Origin of the sequence: Nonomuraea sp. NPDC049655, from assembly GCF_044465465.1 — a bacterium.
Lineage (GTDB): Bacteria > Actinomycetota > Actinomycetes > Streptosporangiales > Streptosporangiaceae > Nonomuraea.
Window position 1 is genome coordinate 12,612 of record NZ_JBITLS010000006.1, and the last position, 17,821, is coordinate 30,432.

General features: G+C 70.7%; 15 protein-coding genes. 7 read left to right on the top strand and 8 right to left on the bottom strand.

Annotated elements, in window-relative coordinates:
* Positions 1-26 precede the first annotated feature (26 nt).
* The 6 genes from ACIBQ6_RS19860 to ACIBQ6_RS19885 form a co-directional block, all read right to left on the bottom strand.
* Positions 27-599: an ATP/GTP-binding protein gene (locus ACIBQ6_RS19860; protein WP_352318064.1), complete on the bottom strand. Its 573-nt coding sequence runs from the start codon at positions 597-599 to the stop codon at positions 27-29.
* On the bottom strand, positions 580-942 hold the full coding sequence (locus tag ACIBQ6_RS19865; RefSeq protein ID WP_352357593.1) for a DUF742 domain-containing protein: 363 nt from the start codon (positions 940-942) through the stop codon (positions 580-582). Before ACIBQ6_RS19865 ends, ACIBQ6_RS19860 begins: the two co-directional genes overlap by 20 nt.
* Complete coding sequence (locus ACIBQ6_RS19870) at positions 939-1,346, bottom strand: roadblock/LC7 domain-containing protein (RefSeq protein WP_352318060.1); 408 nt, start codon at positions 1,344-1,346, stop codon at positions 939-941. The genes ACIBQ6_RS19865 and ACIBQ6_RS19870 overlap by 4 nt, the downstream gene beginning before the upstream one ends.
* Complete coding sequence (locus ACIBQ6_RS19875) at positions 1,343-3,454, bottom strand: nitrate- and nitrite sensing domain-containing protein (RefSeq protein WP_397213489.1); 2,112 nt, start codon at positions 3,452-3,454, stop codon at positions 1,343-1,345. Before ACIBQ6_RS19875 ends, ACIBQ6_RS19870 begins: the two co-directional genes overlap by 4 nt.
* A 164-nt stretch (positions 3,455-3,618) precedes the next feature.
* Positions 3,619-4,476 carry a PrsW family intramembrane metalloprotease gene (locus ACIBQ6_RS19880; RefSeq protein WP_397213491.1) on the bottom strand — a complete coding sequence of 286 codons (858 nt, stop codon included), beginning with the start codon at positions 4,474-4,476 and terminating at the stop codon, positions 3,619-3,621.
* A complete protein-coding gene (locus tag ACIBQ6_RS19885; RefSeq protein ID WP_397213493.1) occupies positions 4,473-5,861 on the bottom strand; it encodes a hypothetical protein in 1,389 nt (462 codons plus the stop codon). The genes ACIBQ6_RS19880 and ACIBQ6_RS19885 overlap by 4 nt, the downstream gene beginning before the upstream one ends.
* 206 nt (positions 5,862-6,067) lie before the next feature.
* Between ACIBQ6_RS19885 and ACIBQ6_RS19890 the strand changes: the two genes are divergently transcribed.
* The 3 genes from ACIBQ6_RS19890 (at position 6,068) to ACIBQ6_RS19900 (ending at position 8,521) form a co-directional block, all read left to right on the top strand.
* Positions 6,068-6,268 carry a hypothetical protein gene (locus ACIBQ6_RS19890; RefSeq protein ID WP_358290673.1) on the top strand — a complete coding sequence of 67 codons (201 nt, stop codon included), beginning with the start codon at positions 6,068-6,070 and terminating at the stop codon, positions 6,266-6,268.
* Between the two features lie 10 nt (positions 6,269-6,278).
* Positions 6,279-7,766 carry an SPFH domain-containing protein gene (locus tag ACIBQ6_RS19895; protein ID WP_397213496.1) on the top strand — a complete coding sequence of 496 codons (1,488 nt, stop codon included), beginning with the start codon at positions 6,279-6,281 and terminating at the stop codon, positions 7,764-7,766.
* A gap of 107 nt (positions 7,767-7,873) precedes the next feature.
* Positions 7,874-8,521 (top strand): hypothetical protein, encoded by a 648-nt coding sequence (locus ACIBQ6_RS19900; RefSeq protein WP_358290667.1) that lies wholly within the window; start codon positions 7,874-7,876, stop codon positions 8,519-8,521.
* Between the two features lie 3 nt (positions 8,522-8,524).
* Here the strand turns inward: ACIBQ6_RS19900 and ACIBQ6_RS19905 are convergent, their stop codons facing one another.
* The gene (locus ACIBQ6_RS19905) at positions 8,525-10,561 is read right to left on the bottom strand and encodes a glycosyltransferase (protein ID WP_397213498.1); all 2,037 of its coding nucleotides are present in this window, start codon (positions 10,559-10,561) and stop codon (positions 8,525-8,527) included.
* 54 nt (positions 10,562-10,615) lie between these two features.
* Entirely contained in the window at positions 10,616-11,746 is a 1,131-nt protein-coding gene (gene wecB / locus ACIBQ6_RS19910) for a non-hydrolyzing UDP-N-acetylglucosamine 2-epimerase (protein WP_358290661.1), read from the bottom strand.
* A 56-nt stretch (positions 11,747-11,802) separates the two neighbouring features.
* Between wecB and ACIBQ6_RS19915 the strand changes: the two genes are divergently transcribed.
* The 4 genes from ACIBQ6_RS19915 to ACIBQ6_RS19930 all read left to right on the top strand — a co-directional run bounded on the left by ACIBQ6_RS19915 (position 11,803) and on the right by ACIBQ6_RS19930 (position 17,805).
* Positions 11,803-13,476 carry a glycosyltransferase family 4 protein gene (locus ACIBQ6_RS19915; protein WP_358290658.1) on the top strand — a complete coding sequence of 558 codons (1,674 nt, stop codon included), beginning with the start codon at positions 11,803-11,805 and terminating at the stop codon, positions 13,474-13,476.
* Positions 13,477-13,591: 115 nt separating this feature from the next.
* Positions 13,592-14,854 (top strand): nucleotide sugar dehydrogenase, encoded by a 1,263-nt coding sequence (locus tag ACIBQ6_RS19920; protein ID WP_397213500.1) that lies wholly within the window; start codon positions 13,592-13,594, stop codon positions 14,852-14,854.
* A gap of 19 nt (positions 14,855-14,873) precedes the next feature.
* Positions 14,874-15,962: a glycosyltransferase gene (locus ACIBQ6_RS19925; RefSeq protein ID WP_358290655.1), complete on the top strand. Its 1,089-nt coding sequence runs from the start codon at positions 14,874-14,876 to the stop codon at positions 15,960-15,962.
* 43 nt (positions 15,963-16,005) lie between these two features.
* Positions 16,006-17,805 carry a DUF4434 domain-containing protein gene (locus ACIBQ6_RS19930; protein ID WP_397213503.1) on the top strand — a complete coding sequence of 600 codons (1,800 nt, stop codon included), beginning with the start codon at positions 16,006-16,008 and terminating at the stop codon, positions 17,803-17,805.
* The last annotated feature ends 16 nt before the right edge of the window (positions 17,806-17,821 follow it).

Genomic DNA, 17,821 nt, shown 5'->3' on the forward strand with positions numbered 1-17,821 from the left:
CCCGGGTTCGCGACGGGCCGCGCGTCCTAGTTGGCGGCGGTGAGCGTCCGCAGGGAGTGCTCGACCAGGGTGATCATCACTTCCTTGGCCGAGGCCCTGCGCCGCACGTCGCACAGCATCACGGGGACGTCGTCGTCGAGGTCGAGCGCGATGCGCACGTCGTCCACGCTGTGCTGGGACGCGCCGTCGAAGCAGTTGACGGCCACCACGAACGGCGTGCCGCGCTGCTCGAAGTAGTCCACCGACGGGAAGCAGTCGGTCAGCCGCCGGGTGTCGGCGATGACGACCGCGCCCAGCGCGCCGTAGGACAGCTCGTCCCACATGAACCAGAACCGTTCCTGGCCGGGGGTGCCGAACAGGTAGACGACCAGTCCGTCGCGGATCGTGATGCGGCCGAAGTCCATCGCCACGGTGGTGGTGGTCTTGGCCTCCACGCCGTCGAGGTCGTCGACCCCGATCCCGCGGTCGGAGAGCACCTCTTCCGTGCGCAGCGGCTTGATCTCGCTGATCGACCCGACCAGGGTGGTCTTGCCGACGCCGAACCCGCCCGCGATGAGGATCTTCAGCGCGACGGGGTCCTCAGAGAGCACGGAGTCCATTGATCACTTCCTTGAGAATGCGCTCATTCGAACGCGACCCCGTTGCCGAGGGCGACGTCACCGAGATGAGGCCGTGGTCACGCATGTCGCCGAGCAGCACCCGGACGACGCCTACGGGCAGGTCGAGCTCGACGGCCAGGTCGGCCACCGAGATCGGGCTCCGCGCCGCCCGCAGGATGAGCTGCTGTTCCGGCCCGAGGTCGTCCGCCTGGTCGGCGAGCGCGCGCACGGACGCGACGAGGTCGAAGGCGTCTCCCGACGAGCGCGTCCGGCCTCGGATGAGGGCGAAGGGCCGGACGACGGGCCCGGCCTCCTCGTCGTACCAGCGGGGGGCGTCGGTCATGCCGTTCCCGCGCGCGGGTTGGTGGTGATGTGCTGGCCCACCCGCTTGACCAGCATCGCCATCTCGTACGCGATGTGCCCGACGTCGACGTTCGCCTCGGCGATCACGGCCAGGCAGGTGCCCTGGCCGGCCGCGGTGACGAACAGGAACGCGCTCTCCATCTCCACGATGGTCTGGCGCACGTCGCCGCCGCCGAAATGGCGCCCGGTGCCGCGGGCCAGGCTCTGGAAGCCCGCGGCCACGGCCGACAGGTGCTCGGCGTCCTCGCGGGTCAATCCCTTGGAGTACCCGACGGCCAGGCCGTCGGTGGAAAGGATGACCGCCTGGCGGACGGCGGCGACCCTGCCTGCCAGGTCGTCGAGCAGCCAGTTCAGCTCACCGGTGTTGGTGGTTTGCGCAGTCATGCGTCCCCCTTGCTCATGGGCTCCTCCTCGGAGGCTTCTTCTCGGGCACGTTGGGTTCCCCGCTGGAACGCGGAGAACAGATCGCGTACCTCGTCGGGAGAGCGTTCGGCCTGCGGCTCCGGCTCCGGCGGTTCTTCCTTCAGCTGCGGCGCCAGGTTCGCCTGGCGCACGCGCCTGGGCAGTCCGGCGTGGGTGCCCGAGGTGACCACCGCGAGGGCCTTCTTCGTCCGGCTCGGCAGCTCCGCCGGCCGGCCGTCGTCGTCGCCGGAGGTCAGCGCGGCCTGGTCGGCGACCAGCGAGCGCGGCACGAGCACGATGGCCGCGGTGCCGCCGTAGGGCGAGCGGCGGAGCTGGACCTTGAGACCGTGGCGTTCGGCCAGCCTGGCCACCACGAACAGGCCCAGCCGGTCGCTGTCGGCCAGGTCGAACTCGGGCGGGGTGGACAGCAGCTTGTTGATCGCGGCGTACTCGACGGCCGACAGGCCGAGCCCCTTGTCCTCGATCTCGATGGCGTAGCCGTTGCTGACCACGTCGCCGCGGATCTGGACCACGGTGTCCGGCGGTGAATAGATGGTGGCGTTCTCGATCAGCTCGGCCACGAGGTGCGTGAGGTCGGCCGCGGAGCCGCCGTCGAACGCGCTGACCGGCATGGCCTCGACGTTGACCCTCGTGTAGTCCTCGACCTCGGCGACCGCGGCCCGGACGATGTCGATCACCGGCACCGGCCTGCGCCAGGCCCGCGCCGGGGGCGCGCCCGACAGGATCATCAGGCTCTCGGCGTGCCGCCGCATGCGGGTGGTCAGGTGGTCGAGGCGGAAGAGCTCCTCCAGCCGGTCGGGGTCGTGCGTGCGGCGCTGCATGCCGTCGAGCAGCCCGAGCTGCCGGTGCAGCAGACCCTGCTTGCGCCTGGCGAGGTTGAGGAAGACCTGCCCGACCCCGCGGCGCAGCGCGGCCTGCCCGACGGCCGCCGTCACCGCCGTGCGCTGCACGGACGCGAAGGCCCGGCCCACGTCGGTGATCTCCGCCGATCCGCTCACCCTGATGGCCCTGGCCTCCTTCCGCACGTCAACGTCCTCGCCCTTGCGCAGCCTGTCCACGACGTCGGGCAGGCGCACCTCCGCCAGCTCGATCGCGGCGGTGCGCAGCCCGTACAGCTCGCCCGCCAGGCGGCGACCGAAGCGTACAGAGATGATGATCGACGCGAGCACGGCTATCAACCCGAGGCCGCCCGCGACGGAGATCTCGACGACCGTGCCGGTCGCGGCCCGCGAGGTCCGGCCGGCCAGCGCCTTGGCCGCGGCGGCGCTGTCGCGGTCCAGTTCGGTGGTGAGCCGGTCCACCGCGCTCTTCCACGCCTCGGCGTCGGCGGGCGGCGAGCCGGTCTTGACGACCCTGGATTCCAGCGCGGAGAAGGTCAGGAACGGCTGGGACGCGAACACCTGCTCGAACGGCCTGCGCAGCGGCACGTCGAGCCCGGCCAGCCCGCGGGCGTGCAGGAACTTCCTGGAGGCCGCGTACTCGGTGAAGGCGGCCCGCTCGGGCTCGGTCAGCCGCTTGTCCACCAGCGCGCCGACGATGAGGGCGTGCTCCCTGGCGATGTACTCCCGGGCGCTGCCCATGGCGTGCAGGGAGGTGGCCTGCTGGAAGACGGTCAGGTCGGAGACGGAGATCAGGTGGTCGTAGAGGGCGAAGACGGCGTCGAGCACCTGGTTGTAGGCGTCCACGCCGGCCAGGCGGGAGCTGATGCCGCCGTCGATGTCGGCGCGGATGGAGCCGAGCCGGTCGAGGTGGGCGGTCAGGGCGTCGAGCGGCGTCCGCAGGTCGTCGCCGACCGCGTCGCCCGCCTCGGTGACGGCGTGCGCGAAGTCGGCGGCCGCCTTGTCCGTACGGGCCCGCTGCGCGCCCAGGACCTCGGTGAGTTCACGGGTAGTGAGCGCCTCGGCGGAGCGCACCCGTTCGGACTGGAGCTGAACGCCCAGGTCGGTGGAGGTGACGCCGAGTGTTTCGTAGAGCGTGTCGGCCCGGAGGAGTGACTGTGCGTCGCCCATGGTCAGGTTGAGGACGAAACCCCACAGCGCGCTGAGAGACAGGAGGGGTAGCAGCAGCAATAAAAAGATCTTGAACCGAATTGACCGGTTTCGCGAGCCCATGTCCCAACCTCGAGTCGGGGGCATTTCCACACCTTGTGTAAATACACCTCCGGAAGATCGCACAGGAGACTAGCATCGTTTATGGTTCCGGCGCAGTGGGAGGAACAGGATGATTACCGTGATTATTGGGGCATGATCTCGGTCTCCCGGCGGGCCGCGCGCAGCACCCGCCAGAGCCACCCCAGCGCGACCAGCGAGATCACGATGAGTCCGGCCCAGTTCACCAGCGTGTACACGTGCACCTGCCCTTCGGTCACGTTCGGCACCCGTCCGATCCGCAGCAGCTCGAACTGCCACGGCCGCCCGGTCAGCACCAGCGTGATCGCGATGGCGATGGCGCTCATCGAGTCCCACAGCGCGTGCAGCAGCGAGACGCCGAGGTAGCACCACACGACGTGCCCGGTGAGGCGTCCGTGGGCGGCGAACAGCACGCCGCCGAGTATCGCGGTCCACAGGCCGTGGCCCACCGGCGCCAGGATGCCCCGCAGGATCTCGGTCTCGACGAGCTGCGCCAGCGACAGGCCGTCGGCGGTGAACAGGGCGTTGAAGGCGTAGCCGGAGCTCTCGAAGGCGGCGAAGCCGAAGCCGACCGTCGTGCCGAGCACCACGCCGTCCCTGGACGAGCGCCGGACCGCGTGCCGGGTGACGTACATCAGCGCGGCCAGCTTCACGCCCTCCTCGATCAGGCCGACCAGTGCGTACATGAGGAACGAGGGCCGGATCAGCCAGCTCTCCAGCAGCGACGCGCCGAGCACCCCGAGCACGCCGCCGACCACGAACGCCCGGAACTGCAGCTCCACCGTGACCACCGGCGAGCGGTCGCGCCCGTGCGCCCACACCACGAACGTCACCGGGATCAGGAAGCTGCCGAACAGCACGACGGTCGGCACCAGGTTGGAGTTGGCCGTCCAGGCCGTGACGGCGACCGTGGCCAGCCACAGGACCAGCCCGCCGAGGAAGACCCGCAGCCAGGGCCTCATGCGGTGAGCTCGCGCACGGCCCGGTGCGCGGCCACCACGGCCGCGTCGCCGCCGGCCGCCGGTTCGGTGTCCGACCCGGCGATGGCGATGCGGCCGAACCGCCTGCGGGCGACGTCGGCGGGGAAGGGGCCGTCGGGGTAGAAGGGGTGCCAGGGCCTGCAGTACGCCACCGGCAGCCCGTGCCCCCAGCGGTGGACGGTGACCGCCTCGACGCCGGCCCGGGGGCCCAGCAGCCGGGCCACCTGGTCGCGCACGCCGTCCGCCAGCCGGTCGTACGGCGTCGCCATCAGCTCCCGCCGGCCCGCCGCCGCCCCCGCCACGGGCCCGAGCTCCGACCGGCACGGCGTGGCCAGCAGGCGCAGCCCCTCCGGCGCGGGCTCGCTCAGGCACCAGAACGCGCCCGTCCAGCGGGTGCGCCCGATCCGCGCCCGCCCCCCGCGCAGCCGCACGCTCGCCTCCAGGACCGGCAGCCGGGCCGCCTGGCCCAACGCCCGCCGCTGCTGCTCGGGCAGGTCGGGCACCAGGTGCGGCACGTCCGCGCTCCAGCAGGCCATGATCACCGACTCCGCGCCGACGGTCCTGACCCGATGCCCGTCGAAGTACGCGACCACCACGGACGCGTCCCCGTGCCGGACCGAGACCACCGGGCTGGACGGCCGCAGCACCGCCCGCGCGGCACCGGGCGGGCTCCCGGTCGCGGGCCCGGCCGCCGAGGCGTACCGCGAGGGCTTGTCCAGCCCCAGGCCGCCGAACCCCGGGTAGCCGGCGGCCCAGGCGTCCACCGCGCCGAGCGCCCGGCCGTCGTAGGCCCGTTCGGCGCACGGCAGCGTCCGGCAGAACCGTTCCGCGTCGGGATGCGCGCCGCAGACCTCCAGCAGGAACCGGGAGTAGGTCAGCCCGGCCAGGCGCTCCTGCTTGTCCTCCTGCGACAGCCCGGGGAACCAGTCGGGCGGGTCGTCGCGCAGCATGCGCAGGTCGTCGACGGCCCGCGCGGCGAGCGGCAGCTCCTCCAGCCGGCCGGCCGGGACCAGCGTGTCGGCGCCGAAGCTCTCCCTGTCGCACATCACGTGCGCAGCCGGCCCCGCGCCGAACCCCGCCGGGCCGCCGTGCTCGCCGGGGTCGCGGTTGTCCAGCACGAGCACGCGGGCCCTCGGCTCCCGGCGCAGCCACTCCGCCGCCGCGCTGAGACCGCTGCGACCGCCGCCCACGACCACGAGGTCGTAGCTCTCGCCGGTGGGCTCGGGCGGGCCCGCGTGCCGCCAGAAGCGGCCGTCGCGCAGCGCGTGCGGCACCGCGACCGCCTGCGCGGTGTCCCCGCGCAGCCCTGCGGCCGGTTCCGCGGCATTGACAACGGCCTTCGCCGCCGAGCAGCCCAGAGCGCTCACCGCAATCCCGTCGAACAAGTCACGGCGGGAAATGGGCACATCCATCCCGAGGTCGCGCGGATTCCTGCTCATGAGGGCGATCATCAGCACTTCGGCCAAAAGCCCCACCGGGGCGCGCAGCGGTTCGAGAAACATTTTGCGTGGCCTATTACCGCGAATGCCCGTTTGGAGTAGCGTCCGGAATGCAAGCGAGCGGGGGGAGCAGGGTGGTCGGCAAGCAGGGCAGAGTCACCGGAAAGATCGGCCCAGGGCTCGTCGGCGAGGTCATGATCCCGGTCAGGGGCGGGGTGGAGGCCTTCTACGCCCACCCCAGCGTGCCCGACGAGGAGTTCGGCCTCGGAACCATCGTGGTCGTGGTGGACTACTTCCCCCCGCGGACGGTTTACGTGGCCAGAGCACTCGTCTAGGGAGGGCCCGATGTCCCCCGAGGTCTTCATCGTCGCCGGAGCCGCGGTCGTCGCGGTCGTCATCGTGATTCTGCTGTTCAAAGCCGTCTGGCGGGTCGCCGAGCCCAACGAGGCGCTGATCATCTCCGGGCTGGGGGCGCGCCGCCGGGGCGAGGGCGTCGACAGCCTGGGCTTCAAGATCATCACGGGCAAGGGCACGGCCGTGCTGCCCGGCTTCCAGGCCGCCCGGCGGCTGCGCCTGGACACCAGGGCGGCCAATCTCCAGGTCTCCTGCGTCACCCAGCAGGGCATCCCCGTGCACATCCGCGGCGTGGTCATCTACAAGGTCGGCGACGACCTGTCCTCGATCGCCAACGCCGCCCGTCGCTTCCTCGACCAGCAGGACTTCATGACCAGCGCGATCCACGAGCTGTTCACCGGGCACCTGCGCTCGATCATCGGCAACCTCACCATCGAGGACCTGATACTCAACCGCGAGCGCCTGACCAGCGAGACCAGGGCCTCGGCGGCCGACGAGATGAGCAAGCTCGGGCTGATCGTCGACTCGTTGCAGATCCAGGAGATCGACGACGAGACCGGCTACATCGCCAACCTCGGCAAGCCGCACGCCGCCAGGGTCGCCGCCGTCGCCCGCATCGCCCAGGCCCAGCGCGACCAGGAGGCCACCGAGGCCGAGCAGATCGCCGCCGCCAACAAGGCCGCCGCCCAGCGCGACGCGCAGCTCAAGCGGGCCGCCTACCAGGCCGAGATCGACCGGGCGCAGGCCACGACCCGGCAGGCGGGGCCGCTGTCGGAGGCCACCGCCCGGCAGGAGGTCGTCGTCCAGGAGACCAGGGCGGCCGAGCTGGAGGCCCAGCTCGCCGAGCAGCGGCTCCAGTCGCAGGTGCGCAAGCCCGCCGACGCCAAGGCGTACGAGACCGTCACGCTCGCGCAGGCCGACCGGGACGCCCGGATCGCCCAGGCCCAGGCCGAGGCCCAGGAGACCGAGCTGCGCGCCGGGGCCCAGGCCGGCCAGGTCAAGCTGGCCGCCGCCGCCGAGGCCGAGTCCGTACGGCTGCGCGGCGAGGCGGCCGGCGCGGCGACCAAGATCGCGGGCGAGGCGGAGGCCCAGGCCGCCCAGGCGCGCGGGCTGGCCGAGGCGCAGGCGGCCAGGGCGCTGGGCCTGGCCGAGGCCGAGGCGATCAGGGCGCGGGCCGAGGCGCTGAAGGAGAACCAGGAGGCGGTCATCGCCCAGCAGCTCGCCGAGCGCTGGCCGGAGGTCGTCGAGGCGGGCGCGAAGGCGTTCGGGAACGTGGACCACATGGTGGTGCTGAACGGCGCCCAGGGCGTGGAGGAGCTGCTGGCCAAGGCCCTCACGCTCGGCGGCACCGGGATCGGCCTGGCCAGGGCGCTGCTCAACGGCGGAAGCCGGAACGGCGCCGAACCCGAGGTCCCGCGCGAACCCAAAACCTCTCGCGAACCTGAAATTCCTCGCGAACCTGCCGAATTCCGTGAATAGCGACGTTACTCGGCTCCTTACTCGGCCCTTCCTCTAGCGTTTTCGAAAAAGCCGCTAGAGCAAGGGGAGAATTCGTGCTTAAGGCTATTTCGGGGGTATGTCTGAGCATGATGGTCGTCGCCGGATGTTCCGCCGGCGAGGCCGATGATCAGGCCGCCGGGTCGGCGCAGCCCGCCGCGTCCTCCTCGGCGGTGGAGGCGGCTCGGCTGCGTGCCGCCCTGTTGCCCGTGCCCAAGGGCATGCGCATCGCGTACGGGCCGGAGATGGGGGCGTTCGGCTCGCTCAAGTCCACCCAGGAGGGGCTGGCCGCCATCCAGCAGGCCAAGCTGGAGCGTCCGGAGTGCGCCGGGGCCGCCCAGCTCGACGCGGCCAAGCCGGAGGTCGCCCGGGCGCCCGCCGCCGTCATCGCCTTCTCCGCCGCGCGCGGCTCGATCACGCAGGCCGTCGTGTCGATGCCGTCGGCGTCCATGCCGGCGCCGCTGCCGCCGCAGTGCGCCCTGTACAAGGCCACCGTCGAGGGCGCGGACGTGACCTACCGCACCGCCAAGCTGGCCATGCCGGCCAGGGGCGACGAGTCGCGGGCCTACCTGACGACGGCCTCCGGCGGCGACAAGCGCGCCCAGATCGGGTCGGTCGTGATCAGGCGGGCCCACCTGATCATGAGCATGCTCGTCGTCGGCGAGAAGGTGAAGGCGGCCGGCCTGTACGAGCTCGCCCGCCTGGCCGACCAGAACCTGGCCCGCGTCACCCGCTGAGGCTCAGATGAGCACGTGGTCGTCCGGGCGGCCGACGAAGGAGAACTGCGCGTTGCGGGTCAGCTTGATGTGGTCGGCCTGCCAGGTGTGCATCGAGGCGTCGGCGCTGCGCCAGTAGACGAAGTTGAACCGGTCGGCCGAGTAGATCTTGACGGAGTCCTCCTTCAGCCGGCGTACCAGCTGGGTGTCCTCCCCCCGCGTGATGTCCGCGAAGCCGTACGAGCGGAACATGTCCGCCTTGCCGAGGAACGTCCCGCCCTGGACGAGGAAGGAGTACCGGTGCTCCAGGCCGGGCAGCCGGAGCATGGTGGTGTTGCTGCCCTCGAAGTACGCGTAGTGCGCCCCCTTGCCGACCAGCTCTGCGTCGGAGTAGTCGAACGCGCGCACCAGGTCCGACAGGTAGTGCTCGCCGTAGAGGTTGTCGTCGTCCATCTTGGCGATCAGGTCGCCCTCGGCGGCGGCGATGCCCAGGTTCATGCAGGCGCCGAGCGTCAGTTCCGGGGCGGCGGGCAGGACGACGACGTCCGTGATGCCGGCCATCCGGGCCTTGTCGGCGACCACCACCGGGTCGATGTCCAGCCCGTGCAGGACCATGACGAGCTGCAGCGGCCGGTGGAGCTGCCGGGCCACCGACGAGATCGCGTGCTCGATCTGCGAGGCCCGGTTGGTCGGCAGCACGACCGAGATCGAGCGCGACCGGGGCGTGGTCGCCTGGCCGAGGTTCTGCAGGATCTGGTCCACCCGGTGCGAGAACAGGTGCTTGTCGAAGACCTCCCGCATCGCCAGGTGGCCCATCCTGGCCCGCAGCTCGGGGCTGTTGATCAGGTGCAGCACCTGGTTGTACGACTCGACCGGCTCACGCGCGATCGGCACCAGCTCGCCGAACGTCTCCTCGATCGCCCGCGACCACCCCGACACCACCGGGGTCGCGCACGCCGACAGCTCGAAGACGCGGCGGGCGCACATGGTCGGCGAGTCGAGCACCGAGTTGACGTTGAGGAAGACCTTGTACATCCGGTACGCGGCCAGCATCTGGTCGTAGGGCAGCTCGCCCACGATGTGCGGGCGGTACTTCTCCGGCCAGGCGTACTTCTCGTCCACCTCGCCGTTGCGGGCGAAGATGTGCAGGCCCAGCTCGCGCACCGGGTCGAGGACGACCTCCATCTGCTCGCGCCGCTCGGGGTGCTTGTCGCGGAAGTACATGCCGGCGAACACCACGTCGTGCAGACGGCCCTGCTTCTGCTGGATCGGGTTGTGCACGCGCGGCTGGGCGGCGAACTGCAGCACGTCGACCCGGTCGTGGCCGAGCACCTCGCGGTACTTCGGCACCATGTCGCCGTCGCAGGTGAACACGTGGTCGAACAGCTTGGCCGTGTCGATGAAGAAGTCGAAGTTCGGCGGGTCCTCCTTGTTCCAGAAGACCGTGGGGATGCCCTCGGCGCGGCACCAGGCGACCAGGTCGCGCAGCGGCTCCTTGGGGGCGTTCGTGCCGGTCATCTGGTAGCGCCAGCGGCCCTGGTTGCCGTGCCAGGCCGACTCGCAGAACAGCAGGTCGGGGCGCTTGTCGGCGAAGATCTCCGGCCAGTCCTTGAGGCCGAACTCGATCTGGTCCCACTCGTACCTGAAGGCCATCCTGGAGAAGTCGTCCAGGATGACCGCCACCTTGAGGTCGGGCCGGTTGACCGGGCCGAGCGGCCACTTCGCCGTCGGCACCTCGACCAGCGGAGGACGGTGGTTGGCGAGCTCGACCGCCTCGGTGACCGGCATGGGCGGCTTGGGCGCCTTGTCCTTCGACCTGACCGCCTCGACGATCCTCCCCGGGCTCTTCGAGCCCAGGGCCTCGCCCAGCTTGAACGTGCGCTTGGCCTGCGTGGCCTCCAGCTTCCAGCCGGCGTACGCGGCCTTGGCCTCGGCGATCTCCAGCCGCCGCCGCAGCTCCCTGACCTCGGCCTCGTACCGCTCGATGAGCTTGCGCTCCTCGGGCAGCCAGTTGACGGGTCCCAGTCGCTGGAACGCGGGGGGCTCAGGGTTTTCGGCCATGGTGATACGCCTATCGCTCAGCGGAGGTATGTCATAGTACGGCGGATTCAGCCGCTATTCGGGGCGTTTGGCCTGGGAAGCGGGGGCCAGGTTGTCGCCCTTCAGCCACGCCGCGATCACCGTCGCGATGCGCGGACCGGCCTTGCCGTCCCACAGCACCGGCAGCTCGCCGGCCGGCGTGGCGGCGCCGTCGGCGAGCGCCTTCTCCGCCGCGGCGGGCAGCAGCGCGGGCGTGACCAGGCGGTTCGTGCCGTGCGTGATCGTGATCGGCCGCTCGGTGTTGGGCCGCAGCGTCAGGCAGGGGACGCCCAGCATGGTCGTCTCCTCCTGCACGCCGCCGGAGTCGGTGACGACCAGCGCCGCGCCCCGGACGAGTGAGAGGAAGTCCACATAACCCAGCGGCTCGATGACCTTGATCGTGTCGCCGTCCACCAGACCGGCCTCGGCCAGCCGCGCCTTGCCGCGCGGGTGCACCGGCACCACGACCGGCGTCCGCCGCGACACCTCCAGCACCGCCTCGACCAGCTCCCTGGCGGCCTCGGCGGTGTCCACGTTGGCCGGGCGGTGCAGGGTCGCCACGGCGTACCGGGCCGGCAGGCCGAGCCGCGCCACCACCGGCGCCGGGTCCAGCGAGGGCAGCGCGGCGAACAGGCTGTCGATCATCGGGTTGCCCACCAGGTGCACCTTCGCGGGCGGCACGCCCTCCGAGGCCAGATAGGCGAGGGCCTCGGGCGAGGTGACGAACAGCAGGTCGGCCAGCGCGTCGGTGACGACCCGGTTGACCTCCTCGGGCATGCCCCGGTCGAACGAGCGCAGCCCGGCCTCGACGTGCGCCGTCCTGATGCCCAGCTTGGCGGCGACCAGGATCGCGGCCAGCGTCGAGTTCACGTCGCCGTAGACCACGACGAGGTCGGGCTCCTGGGCGACGAAGACGTCCTCCAGGCCCACGAGCAGGGCCGCGGTCTGCCTGGCGTGCGTGCCGGAGCCCACCGCCAGGTTGGCCACCGGCTCGGGCAGGCCGAGATCGGCGAAGAAGACGTCCGACATCAGCGCGTCGTAGTGCTGACCGGTGTGGATGATGCCCTGCCGCACGCCGAGTTCACCGAGTGCACGCACCACCGGGGCCGCTTTCACGAAATTGGGACGAGCACCCAAAACGTGCAGGACCAGGGGGTTCTCCCTCATTGACCTCGCCTTTCATAGCGGAAGGGAAAAAACGCTGCCTATGGTACGGTCCCAGCGTGGCATCCGACGCCAGTCGTCAAGACTCCTCCAAGGTTTCCGCGAAGTCCGCCCGGGCCGGCGTCGGGGGACTTCTCAAAGGCTTCGTCCAGCACCCCGTCATCGTTTCCCGCGTCGTCGTGACCAAGGTCAAGTCCGACCCCGTCCGCGTGGCGCAGGCCGCCGCCGACGCGCTCCCGCCCAAGCTGCGCCCGCTCGTCGGAAGCGTGGCCTGGCCCGCCGCCCGCCGTGCCCGGCGCATGGTGCGCAAGATCGGCATGCGCGTGATCAAGGCGCCGTGGAACGAGGCGAAGGCCCACTGGGACGCCGGGCGGGTCTCGCAGGCCGCCGAAGTGCTCGACGCGCACACCAAATACCCCTTCGTCAAGCGCAGGGCCGCCTACTACCGCGGTGAGCTGGCCGCCATCAGCCCCGACCCGATCCCGCCGGCGCCGAAGGTCGCCATCGCCGGGCGCGTCGAGGGCCGCGTGCTGCACCTGGTCACCAACGCGCTGCCGTACACGCAGGCCGGTTACACCGTGCGCACCCACCGGATCGTCACCTCCCAGAAGGCGGCCGGGCTCGACCCGCACGTCGTGACGAGCTGGGGCTGGCCCATGCTCCAGGGGCACGCCGACGCGCCCGCGCAGGAGGAGATCGACGGCATCCCGTACTACCGCCTGCTGCCCGACGGGCACGGCGAGGTGCCGTTCGAGATGCGCGGTCGCATGGTCAAGGGCGCCGAGGGCGTCACCCGCCTGGTCGAGCAGCTGCGCCCGCAGGTCCTGCACGCCGCCACCGACCACCGCAACGGCTCGGTCGCGCACGCCGTCCGCGACCGGACGGGCACCCCCTTCGTCTACGAGGTGCGCGGCTTCCTGGAGGAGACGTGGGCCTCCCGCGACCCCGTCCGGGTCGGCAGCCAGCGGCACGTGCTCCAGCGCGAGCGCGAGGCGTTCCTCATGCGCGAGGCCGACGCGGTCGTCACGCTGGCCGAGACGATGGCCACCGAGATCGTCGAGCGCGGCGTGCCCAGGGAACGCATCCATCTGGCGCCCAACGCCGTCGACGACACCCTGCTGTCGGCCCACTACGACGGCGCCTCGTTCCGCGACGCCTACGGCATCGCCCCCGGTGAGATCGTGGTCGGCTCGGTGTCCAGCATCGTGGCCTACGAGGGCTTCGCGACCCTGCTGCGCGCCGCCGCGCTGCTGCGTGACGACCGCACGCCGGTGCGGGTGCTCATCGTGGGCGACGGCGCCGAGCGGGAGAACCTGCTCGCCCTGGTCGAGGAGCTGGGGCTGCGCGACGCCGTCCTGCCCGGCCGGGTCGGCCCCGACGAGGCGCTGCAGGCCCAGGACGCCATCGACATCTTCGCCTGCCCGCGTGAGGACCTGCGGGTCTGCCGGCTCGTCACGCCTCTGAAGCCGGTCGAGGCGATGGCGCTCGGCAAGCCGGTGGTGCTCAGCGATCTGCCCGCGCTCTCCGAGCTCGTCGGCTCCGACGGGGCCGGTCTGCTGGTGCCTGCCGGCGACCCGGCCGAGCTGGCCAAGGCGATCGCCGGCCTGCGCGAGGACCCGGCCAGACGGGCGGAGATGGGCGAGGCCGGACGCGCCGAAGTCGCCGCGAAGCGGACCTGGAGCCGCGTTGCCGAGACTTATCAAGCTCTATACCGATCGCTTGCCGAAAGATGACCTCCACGTTGCCTGTACGTTGTGACGGGTTCGGTCGCATTAGGCGTGAGCTAGGTGGACTTGAGATAACCTTTGCGACCATGAAGTGTTGTTTCCGGCTCTCGAAGGCACTGCTGTGACAGAAATCGACTTGGCTGTCATCGGCCTGGGCTACGTCGGTATGCCGCTTGCGAAGGAAGCGGTTGCCGCCGGGCTGCGGGTCGTCGGCGTGGACGTCGACCCCCGGAAGGTCGACGCGCTCAACGCCGGGCAGTCCTACATCGATGACCTGACCGACGCTGACCTCGATCACATGCAGGCGAACGGATTCAGCGCGACGCTGGACGAGTCCGTGCTGGCCAGAAGCAACACGATCGTCATCTGCGTTCCCACCCCGCTGGACGAGGACCACCGTCCCGACCTGTCCGCGGTCGAGGGCGCGACCAAGGCCGTCGCCCGCAACCTCAGCAAGGGCACGCTCGTCGTGCTCGAATCCACCACCTGGCCCGGCACCACCGACGAGGTGGCCCGCCCGCTGCTGGAGCAGTCGGGCCTGGCCGCCGGCGTGGACTTCCACCTGGCCTTCTCGCCCGAGCGCATCGACCCGGGCAACCCGAAGTTCGGGCTCAAGAACACCCCGAAGGTCGTGGGCGGCTACACGCCGGTCTGCCGCGACCGGGCGACGGCGTTCTACAAGCAGTTCATCGAGCAGGTGGTGCCGGTCAGCGGCACCCGCGAGGCCGAGATGGCCAAGCTGCTGGAGAACACCTACCGGCACGTCAACATCGCCCTCGTCAACGAGATGGCGATCTTCTGCGACGAGCTCGGCATCAACCTGTGGGAGTCGATCGAGGCCGCGGCCACCAAGCCGTTCGGCTTCCAGAAGTTCCTGCCGGGGCCGGGCGTCGGCGGTCACTGCATCCCCGTGGACCCCTCGTACCTGTCCTACACCGTGCGCAAGCTCGGGTACCCGTTCAGGTTCGTGGAGCTGGCCCAGGAGATCAACGAGCGCATGCCGTCCTACGTGGTGGCGCGCGTCCAGCGACTGCTGAACAGACACAAGAAGCCCGTGAACGGCGCCCGAGTGGTTATGCTCGGCGTCACGTACAAACCGGATATCGCCGACGAACGGGAAACTCCGGCTCTGCCTGTGGCGCGTGCGCTGCTGGAGCTGGGGGCCGATCTCTCGTTCGCCGATCCGTACGTCAAGGAGTGGTCGGTCGACGGCACTCCGGTGCCACGGGAAGAGGATCTGACCGAGGCCGTGGTCAACGCCGACGTGACGCTGCTGCTGCAGCAGCACGCCGCGTTCGATCTGGCCATGGTCGAGGCGAAGGCCAAGCTCGTGCTGGACACCCGCGGTGTGCTCACCGAGGGTGAACGCGTCGAGCGGCTGTAGCGACGGAGGGCTGCGCGCAGTGCACGTGCTCGTCATGACGGTGGTGCATAACCCCGAGGACGCGAGAATTCTGCATCGGCAGATCCGTGCCCTCGTGGATGCCGGTCATGAGGTCACGTATGCCGCCTCCTTCTCGGCGCACGGGGTCGTACCGCGTCCATGGGTCAACGGCGTCGATCTGCCCAGGGCCGCCCAGCGGAAACGCGTGGCGGCCGTCTGGGCCGCCCGGCGGCTGTTCAAGCGCATGCGGAACAAGGTCGACCTGGTCCTGATCCACGACCCGGAGCTGCTGTTCGCGGTCTGGGGCGTGCGCAACCGGCCGCCGGTGGTCTGGGACGTCCACGAGGACACCCCGGCGACGTTGTCGCTCAAGCCGTGGCTGCCCTCGTTCCTGCGCCCGCCGGTGCGCTTCTTCGCCCGCATGCTGGAGGGCACGGCCGAGCGGCACATGCACCTGCTGCTGGCCGAGACCGCCTACGCGGGCCGGTTCAAGCACGCCCATCTGATCGTGCCGAACGAGACCTGGGTACCGGACTCGGTGACGCCTCCGGGCGACGACCGGGTGGTCTACCTCGGGTGGTTGTCGCGGGCGCGCGGGGTGTTCGAGGCCGTCGAGGTGGCCAAGCTGCTGCAGCCGTACCGGGTGACGGTGGAGCTGATCGGGTACGCCGATCCGCAGAGCCGTCCGATGCTCAACCAGGCCGTCGCCGACGGCCTGCTGGAGTGGCGTGACTTCATGCCCAACGACGAGGCGCTCAAGCGGCTCGACGGGGCGCTGGCCGGGCTGTCGCTGCTGCACGACGAGCCCAACTACCGGCACTCGATGCCCACCAAGATCGTGGAGTACATGGCGCACGGCATCCCGGTCATCACGACGCCGTCCCCGCGCGCGGTCGAGCTGGTGGAGCGGTACGACAGCGGCGTCGTCGTGCCCTGGGAGGACCCGAAGGCCGTCGCGCAGGCGGTGCTGACGCTGCGGGACGACGTGCGCGAGCGGCGGGCGCAGGGCGCTCGCGGGTATGCCGCGGCCCGCGCGAACCACCACTGGCCGAACTCGGCCAAGCGGTTCGTGACCCAGCTTGAGGCATGGGCCGGGATCACGCGATAGCGGTTTATCTCCGGCAGATCACGAGAGCGGTAGGTTCCTGAACGTGCGATGGCTCTTCCTGCTCGTGGGCGCAGCCGTCCTGGCCGTGGTCGCAGTGGTGATCATCCTCTTCCCGTCGTCGTCCGAGCGGCCGGTCGCGTCCTCGTCGAGCACGCCGACGCCGTCCAGGACCGTATCGACGCCGCCGCCGCCGAAGGTCAAGGAGTTCACCGACCCCTGCGGCACGTTCGACACCACGACCAAGAACTTCTACGCCGTCACCGGCTACTGGATCACGCCGAAGTCGAACCCGTGCACCTGGCGTCACCAGCTCCAGGAGATCCACCGCGCCGGCGGCGACACGATCATCAGGATCGGGTACGGCCTGCAGTTCCGTAGCGTCTCCGACGACACCGGCGAGGTGCTGGCGAAGGACGGGACGCTCGACCCGCTGTACAAGGCGTGCGAAGAGGACGGCCTGAGCTGCCACGACGCCGCCGAACAGGACCTGCGCAAGGCCAACCCCGGCAACCGGATCGGGCGCACGTACGTCTACCGCACCGACGAGGCGTTCGGCGGCGACCTGTTCCGCTGCCCCAAGATGGAACACGCCGTCAAGGCCGGCGACCGCATCTACTACCGCATGGTCGCCCCTCCGGACGGCTCCGACGACGCCACCTGCGACTTCACCAAGAAGGCCACGTCGTACGACCTGATCCTGGTGGCCGGCTCGGCCAAGGACAGCCTGGCCGAGCTGCTCGACCTGGCCGACCAGTTCAGCATGCGGGTCTTCCCGGCACTGCCGCTCGCCCCGCGCGACTCCGAGACGCCGACCAGGGCGAACAAGCGGCACATCGGCACCCTCACCACGCTGACCCGGCGCATCCTGCAGGACTACGGCGTGCGCTTCGCCGACCGGCAGGCCCTGGGCGGCGTCTACCAGCCGTTCGAGGTCCAGATGGGGGCCACGCTGGCCACCAACCCCACCCTTGAGGTGTACGCCGACCAGCACCGGATCGTGGAGCAGGAGCTGGGCAAGCCGATCCTGATCAGCCCGTACCTGGACGCGCGCAAGCGGGTGGGCTTCGGCCAGACGCCGGCGCAGGTGGCCGAGGCGTTCAAGGCGCTGGCCCGGACCGGCGTCGGCATCATCGCCCCGCAGGACAGCCGGGGGACCGGCAAGGTCGGCCTGTTCTGGCCGGACGAGCGCGACACCGAGGTGGACGACCGGCTGCGTCCGGTGGTCGGCGAGGCCACGTACGGCACCGCGTACCACGGCTCGACCCGCGACTACTACCGGGAGATGGCCAAGGCCCGCGACGAGATGCTCCAGGCCGGTCACGAGGTGGAGCTGTGGGCGAACGTGGAGGCGTTCGAGCCGTCCGGCAAGCAGCCGTGCGCTCCGCAGGGCACCCGCGGCCAGACGGACAAGAAGCGCCTCGACCAGGCCGTCACGATGGCCGGCCGGTACGTCCAGAAGATCGTCTCCTACATGTGGAGCGACTTCATGACCTGCGGCGACCCCTCGCTCCAGGACGAGATCGCCGGCGACTGGCAGCGCCCGATCGCCGTGGACGCCATCAGGCGGCCCCGCGACCCCCAGGACGGCGTCGAGGTGCGCGGCTACAACCTGGACGGCAGCACCGTGCTCGTCGAATGGTCCGGCGGCACCAAGGAACTGGTGGTCGCGGCCGTCGGCTGGCTGGACAAGGACCCGCTGGACGAGCACCCGGCCCGGATGGCGACGGCCTGGGTGCCGTTCGACTGGACCCAGGTGCCGCCCGGGGAATGGGTCAAGATAGGGATCAAGGGGGCGTCCGGCAAGGAGGCCACGACGCCCCTCCACGTACGCATATCCGCATAGGGCAGACGGGACTCCG